The organism is Microbacterium sp. B19, assembly GCF_000333395.1.
Taxonomy (GTDB): domain Bacteria; phylum Actinomycetota; class Actinomycetes; order Actinomycetales; family Microbacteriaceae; genus Microbacterium.
The window spans coordinates 1-4,834 of sequence record NZ_BADA01000132.1 but is presented as its reverse complement, the minus strand read 5'-3'; the positions used below and the strand labels follow the sequence as shown (position 1 = coordinate 4,834).

Genomic DNA, 4,834 nt, shown 5'->3' with positions numbered 1-4,834 from the left:
CGCGCGCACCCGCATCCTCCACTCCCGCGGCCTGGGCTCTCTCGCCCTGGGCATGCACGACCGCCTCGATGGCCATGGGCGACGACGACCCCGCGGTCGCCGCGAAGGCGATGAAGAAGTACGCCCGGCTCACGGAAGAATTCGAATCGGCCGGCGGGTACGCGGCCGAAGCCGAGGCGGCATCCATCGCCCACAACCTCTCGCTGCCGGACCGTATCCTCGACCAGCCCCTCAAGACCCTGTCGGGCGGTCAGCGTCGTCGCATCGAGCTCGCGCGCATCCTGTTCTCGGACGCGCAGACGATGATCCTCGACGAGCCGACCAACCACCTGGATGCCGACAGCGTGGTGTGGCTGCGCGAGTTCCTCAAGGGCTACAAGGGCGGCCTCATCGTGATCTCGCACGACGTCGAGCTCGTCGGCGAGACCGTGAACCGGGTCTTCTACCTGGATGCCAACCGCCAGGTCATCGACGTCTACAACATGAACTGGAAGAACTACCTGCGCCAGCGGGTGGCCGACGAGGAGCGCCGCAAGAAGGAGCGCGCCAACGTCGAGAAGAAGGCGACCGCGCTGCAGCTGCAGGCCGCGCGCTTCGGCGCCAAGGCGTCGAAGGCCGCCGCCGCGCACCAGATGGTCGCGCGCGCCGAGAAGATGCTCTCCGGTCTCGACGACGTGCGTCAGGACGAGCGCGTCGCCAAGCTCCGGTTCCCCAAGCCCGCTCCCTGCGGCAAGACGCCGCTCATGGCGTCGGGGCTGTCGAAGTCGTACGGCTCTCTCGAGATCTTCACCGACGTCGACCTCGCGATCGACCGCGGCTCGCGCGTCGTCATCCTCGGCCTGAACGGTGCAGGCAAGACGACGCTGCTGCGGATCCTCGCGGGCGTCGACCAGCCCGACACCGGCCAGCTCGAGCCCGGGCACGGCTTGAAGATCGGCTACTACGCGCAGGAGCACGAGAACCTCGACGTCAACCGGTCGGTGCTGGACAACATGATGTCCGCGGCCCCCGACATCACGGCGACCGAGGCGCGCAAGGTGCTCGGCTCGTTCCTGTTCGTCGGCGACGACGTGCTCAAGCCCGCCGGGGTGCTCTCGGGCGGCGAGAAGACGCGTCTCTCGCTCGCGACGCTTGTGGTGTCATCGGCGAACATGTTGCTGCTCGACGAGCCCACGAACAACCTCGACCCCGCCTCGCGCGAGGAGATCCTCGGCGCCTTGGCGCACTACGAGGGCGCGGTCGTGCTCGTGTCGCACGACGAGGGTGCCGTCGAGGCCCTCAACCCCGAGCGCGTGCTGATCCTCCCCGACGGGGTGGAAGACATCTGGGGCCGCGACTACGCGGACCTGGTGACGCTGGCATAGCGATCAGCGCACGTCCAGCCCGGGTTCACCGCGCGTCGAGCAGGGCGTCCTCGTCGGCGGCGTCGTCGTCACGGGGACGCTTGCGGTCGCGGTGCGCGGCGACCGGGTCGAGCTTCGTGCGCGGTGTCGGGGCGGGCGGTTCCTCGCCGCGCTCGAGAGCGTCCTCGATCTCTTCCCGACGGATGCGGCGCTCGCTCCGGATGACGTAGACCAAGAACCCGAAGCCCATGATCGCGAACAGGATCCACTGGATGGCGTAGGAGAGATAGGGACCCGGGTCGTTGTCGGGTGGGTCGACCGCCGCCGGGGCGTCGGCGGGTGCGGGGCTCTCCGACGCGAGGAGACCGTACGCGCCCTGTTCGAGCGGGCCGGCCTGGTCGGCGACGAGTCCGAGGTTGATGGTGGGCACCTGACCCGGCTCGGTGGTGCGCTCCGACGACGGTGCCGCCTCACCCGGACGCAGTCGCACGACGATCTCGACCTGCCCGCTCGGGGGTGCCGGAATGGCATCCGGTTGCGCCTGACGCTCGCCGGGCGGGAGCCATCCGCGATCGACGAGGAAGATCCGGCCGTCGTCGAGGCGGAACGGCACGAGCACCTCGTACGCGGCGGATCCCGCGTGCGCGCGGTTGCGCACGAGCAGTTCCTTATCGGCCTCGTACTGCCCCGTCAGCTGCACAGGACGCCATTCGTCGCCGGGGGCCAGGTCGGCACCGGGAGCGAGGAGTTCGCCGAGCGGCACCGGTGTGGCGTCGTAGTTGTCGGCGACGAGCTGCAGCTGTTCGGACCGGTCGGCGTTGCGGGAGAACTGCCAGTGCGACAGGAAACCGCACGCGATCGCGAACAGGACGGCGATCCCGGCGTACATCGCCCAGCGGGCCGCCGGCGGCATCGTGCGGGCGCTCACGCCGGATCACCCGCGAGCGCGACGACCTCGACGGGGAAATCGCGGGCCCGAAGGAACTCGCGCAGGTAGCCGACGTGCTCGTCGCACGCGACCCAGGTCTTGCGGCGATCCGCGGCGTGGATCCGCGGGTTGCGCCACCGGATCGCCCACACCGCGGCGGCCCGGCAACCTGCTCGGGAGCAGTCGACGGACTCGTCGATCACGACCGGTCGTCGCGCGGCTGCTCGAGGCGCGGGGTCTCGGCGATGCGGATGACGGTCGGGGCGTCGGCCGCGGGAGCGGCGGGCGTCGTGGGTGCGGCCTCGATCATGCGCTCGGGGTTCACAGCCTCGGGCACGTTCGCGTCCTGGCCCACGTTGGCCACGACCACCGCAAGGTAGGGCAGGAAGATTGCCCCGGCGGCGAACACGAACGTGTACCACCCGTACGGCGTCACCAGAGCCATCGCCGCGAAGCACGCGACGCGGATCCCCATCATCACCATGTACTTGGCAAAGCGGGAACCGGCGTCGTCCCCCGGGGCCTGCGGGAGCGACGTCGCTGACTGGGCACGGGGCGATGTCTTCACGGTGAACTCAAGGGTACGCCCGTCCGGCCCGGGCCGGACGCGATTAGGCGCCGTATCGAGACGACTGGCTCGCCGCGATCCACACGGCTTACACGTATCTCGTCACGGATCATTGGTCCCCCGACGCCGCGTACACGTTCCTCAATCTCGCGGACGAGACGGCGGCCATCGATTGGCCCATCCCCTTGTCCGAGTCGGAGATCAGCGCGAAGGATCACGGTCATCCCCGACTCGCCGATGTCATCCCCATGGCGGGAAAGCGGATTCTCGTCGTCGGAGCAAGCGGACAGGTCGGACGAGCGCTCCGCGACGTCTATGCACACGACGCGTCCGTCGAGTATGCGACCCGCGCAGATCTCGATCTGAGCGACCCCGACCTGGCCGGCGCACGTGCATGGCGCGACTACTCCGTGATCGTGAACGCGGCCGCGTACACCGCCGTGGACGACGCGGAGACGCCCGCGGGCCGTGTCGAGGCGTGGGCGGCCAACGCCACGGGGGTATCGCGCCTCGCATCCGTCGCCGCGACCCATGGCATCACCCTCGTGCACATCTCCAGCGACTATGTGTTCGACGGGACGGCGGACGGGTTCTACGACGAAGACGCGTCGTTCAGCCCTCTCGGCGTGTACGGCCAATCGAAAGCCGCGGGCGACCTCGCGGCCGCGACCGCTCCGCGTCACTACATCCTGCGCGCGAGCTGGGTCGTGGGCACCGGACGCAACTTCGTCACGACCATGGCCGACCTCGCGCGTCGCGGGGTGTCCCCGCGTGTCGTCGCCGATCAGCGCGGCCGGCTGACCTTCGCTACGGACATCGCTCGAGCCATCCAGCATCTGGTAGACGTCCGGGCCCCGTACGGCGCGTACAACATCTCCAGCAGCGGTGATGTGATGGCGTGGTCCGAGATCGCGCGCGAGGTGTTTCGGTCACTCGGAGCCGATCCGTCCCTCGTCGTCGACACGTCGACAGCGGAGTACTTCGCCGGGGCCGAGCGAGTCGTCGCACCCCGCCCGAGCAACAGTGCGCTCTCGCTCACCAAGATCGAAGCGACGGGGTTCGTCCCGACCGACGGTCTTTCCGGTCTGCGCGACTACGTCGGGTCCTGACCCGCGCCCCGCGCGGTTCAGGACCCGACGGTGACGGTCTACGCCTCGAGGGCCTCGCGGCGGGGCTCCGGATACTCGATACGCGGGTTGAAGGCGATTCCCTGGAGGCTCTTGCCGAGAAGCTTGAGGCGGAGCGGGAGCGAGACACGTCCCCGGTGCAAACTCACCATCAGGCGCGCAACGAACTCGAGGTAGTACAGCACGCCCCGGTGGTGCAACTGGTACGAGGCCTCGTTACGCACTCCGTAGGCGAACTTCCACGCGCTCTTGGCATCCACCATGCTGAAGTTCACGCCGCGGTTGTCGCCCATGTCGTGGATCACCGCACTGTCCATGACCTGCACGCCCGGGCAACGCCGCGTCAGGCGAAGCGTGTACTCGCGGTCATCGAACCAGATGAAGTAGTCCCGGTAGGGAAGACCGTACTCGGCGATCGCCCACCGCGGGATGAGAACGCTGACGAACGAACATGCCGTCACCATCACGTTCGATTGACCGCGAACCAACAGGCGCGCCCAATCCCACGTGGGAACCGGGTTGTTCATCTCGCAGATGGTTCCGTCCACGAACTTCACCACGGAGCAGGCGAACGGAACGTCGGCCCCGAGCTCGTCGACGGCCGCATCGAAACCACGGACGAGGGCATCCAGAGCGTCCGGCTCCGGGTAGCAGTCGTCATCCATGATCCACACGTGGTCGACACCTGTGGCATACGCGCGCACCATGCCCTCGGCGAATCCGCCGGCTCCACCGGAGTTCTTCGACATCGTGACGATCTCGTAGGGCAGCGACCAGGAGCGTTCGGCCAGGTAGGCGGCCGTCCCGTCGGTCGATGCGTTGTCGATCACGAGGACCTTCGCGGGAGCGAGAGTCTGCGACTCGATCG

The 4,834-nt window shown here is 68.5% G+C and carries 5 protein-coding genes and 1 pseudogene; 2 read left to right on the top strand and 4 right to left on the bottom strand.

The window, feature by feature from the left end; genetic code table 11:
* A pseudogene (locus I5G_RS20705) lies at positions 1-1,364 on the top strand (ABC-F family ATP-binding cassette domain-containing protein); the annotation flags it as partial.
* 25 nt (positions 1,365-1,389) lie between these two features.
* Here I5G_RS20705 and I5G_RS04945 read toward each other — a convergent pair.
* From I5G_RS04945 to I5G_RS20700, 3 genes are read right to left on the bottom strand one after another with little or no spacing between them, the layout of a single operon-like run.
* Positions 1,390-2,271: an SURF1 family protein gene (locus I5G_RS04945; protein ID WP_022878069.1), complete on the bottom strand. Its 882-nt coding sequence runs from the start codon at positions 2,269-2,271 to the stop codon at positions 1,390-1,392.
* Positions 2,268-2,474, bottom strand: coding sequence for a hypothetical protein (locus tag I5G_RS04940; protein WP_022878068.1), 207 nt, complete (start codon positions 2,472-2,474; stop codon positions 2,268-2,270). The genes I5G_RS04945 and I5G_RS04940 overlap by 4 nt, the downstream gene beginning before the upstream one ends.
* Positions 2,471-2,839: a DUF3099 domain-containing protein gene (locus tag I5G_RS20700; RefSeq protein ID WP_022878067.1), complete on the bottom strand. Its 369-nt coding sequence runs from the start codon at positions 2,837-2,839 to the stop codon at positions 2,471-2,473. The genes I5G_RS04940 and I5G_RS20700 overlap by 4 nt, the downstream gene beginning before the upstream one ends.
* Positions 2,840-3,024: 185 nt before the next feature.
* On the opposite strand from I5G_RS20700, the gene I5G_RS20695 reads away from it, so the two are divergent.
* Complete coding sequence (locus tag I5G_RS20695; protein ID WP_022878066.1) at positions 3,025-3,948, top strand: NAD(P)-dependent oxidoreductase; 924 nt, start codon at positions 3,025-3,027, stop codon at positions 3,946-3,948.
* 38 nt (positions 3,949-3,986) lie between these two features.
* Here I5G_RS20695 and I5G_RS20690 read toward each other — a convergent pair.
* The coding region (locus I5G_RS20690; RefSeq protein ID WP_036326392.1) for a glycosyltransferase at positions 3,987-4,834 on the bottom strand (848 nt) is incomplete at its 5' end.